Below are 1,368 nucleotides of genomic sequence, written 5' to 3'. Positions count from 1 at the left end.
CGTCGGCGCCGAGCAGCCCGAGGGCGAGCGCGGCGTTCCCGGCGGTGGCGATCGTGTCGTTCCGGAACGCCGAGGTCGTGCCGAGCAGGGTGACGTCACCGCCCGGCGTCGCGGTGCGCACGAGACCCCAGACACGCGAGCCGCCGTCGCCCGTCGGCGCGCACCGTTCGGCGGCGTCGTCGTCGTCGTCGTCCACGGCGTACCCGGAGCCGGCGGTGGTGACCCGGGCAGCCGAGGCCGCCGCCGGGATCCCGCACGAGGCCGTCGAGACGGTGGCGTCCCCGTCGACCTGGACGGCCGGGTCGACCGGGAACCCGAGCAGTGCCTCGAGCCCGGCGCCGCTCGTGCCGACGACCACGACGTGCCGCGCCGTGCGGGCGATCCGTTCTGCGACGTCGGGGTCGAGCGCCCCGTCGGCGTCGTCGATGAACACCGTGCCGCCGTCGATCCCACCGACGCCGTCGACGGTGTCGGTGACGGAGACCGCGGTGCCTCGCTGCTCGAGCACCCGGACCAGGGCGGCCGAACCACTGGCCGTCGTCGAGGTCGGGTCGAGCGTGCGCGGTGCGTCCGGGTCGGTGCCCTGCACGAGGGCGGTCAGGGCGGCGAGCAGGACGCCGACCAGGACGATGGCGACCCAGAACCCGACGCGGAACCGGCGTCCCTCGGTCGGAGCCGGAGCCGGAGCAGGAGTCGGCCCGGTGCTCGTCCGCGTGGCGGTGTCGGTCGTCATGCCGGTACCGCCGGACCCTCGGCGCGGGTGGGGCGGGCCTGCCGGACGGAGCGCTCGGTGTCGAGCACGCGGAGGGCCGCGGCCTCGTCGGCCTCGCCACCGAGGTACCGGACCGCGTCGAAGGCGGTCGCTGCCGCGTCGAGTGCACCGGCCGACGCGGGGAACGGCACGGCGCCCCGTGCGGCGATCGTCCGCGCGGTGGCTCCGGGCACGTCGGGCACCAGGTCGCGCTCGCCGAGGCCCCTGGCGATCGCGCGGAACCCGTCGAGCACCGCTGCTGACCAGTCGGCGCGACGGACCGCGGCCTGTGCCGCCTCGAGGAGTTCCCGGGCGGAGCGCAGGTCGTCGGCGTCGAACACCCCGCCGGTGTCACCGTCACCGGCCCGGGCGCGTCGGCGGGGGAGTCCGCGGGCGACGATGACGAGCACGACGACCGCGACGAGGACCACGATCGCGATCACCAGCGCCGTGCGGGCCGCCGCGGGGGAGTCGATGCCGTCGGCGCGGAGCGAACCGAGCCAGTCGAGGAAGGAGCGCGAGGCGTGGTCCCACCACGTCGGCCGGGCACCGTCGTAGGCGGACCGGTCGAGTTCGCGCTCGAGCAGGCGTCGCGCCTCGTCCGGGTCGACCGCCGT

General features: G+C 76.5%; 2 protein-coding genes. Both read right to left on the bottom strand.

The features are described 5' to 3' along the window. Nucleotides 1-733: DUF4350 domain-containing protein (locus tag BIU89_RS18560; protein ID WP_217642827.1), on the bottom strand; the 733-nt coding region annotated here is incomplete at its 3' end. After that, a partial coding sequence (locus BIU89_RS11950) for a DUF4129 domain-containing protein (protein ID WP_071246811.1) occupies nt 730-1,368 on the bottom strand: 639 nt, incomplete at its 5' end. The genes BIU89_RS18560 and BIU89_RS11950, both read right to left, overlap by 4 nt.

The sequence above is a fragment of the Curtobacterium sp. MCBA15_005 genome (assembly GCF_001864855.1).
Classification (GTDB): Bacteria; Actinomycetota; Actinomycetes; order Actinomycetales; family Microbacteriaceae; genus Curtobacterium; species Curtobacterium flaccumfaciens.
Note: the sequence above shows the minus strand (reverse complement) of the source record. Positions and strands in the feature narration are given on the sequence as shown.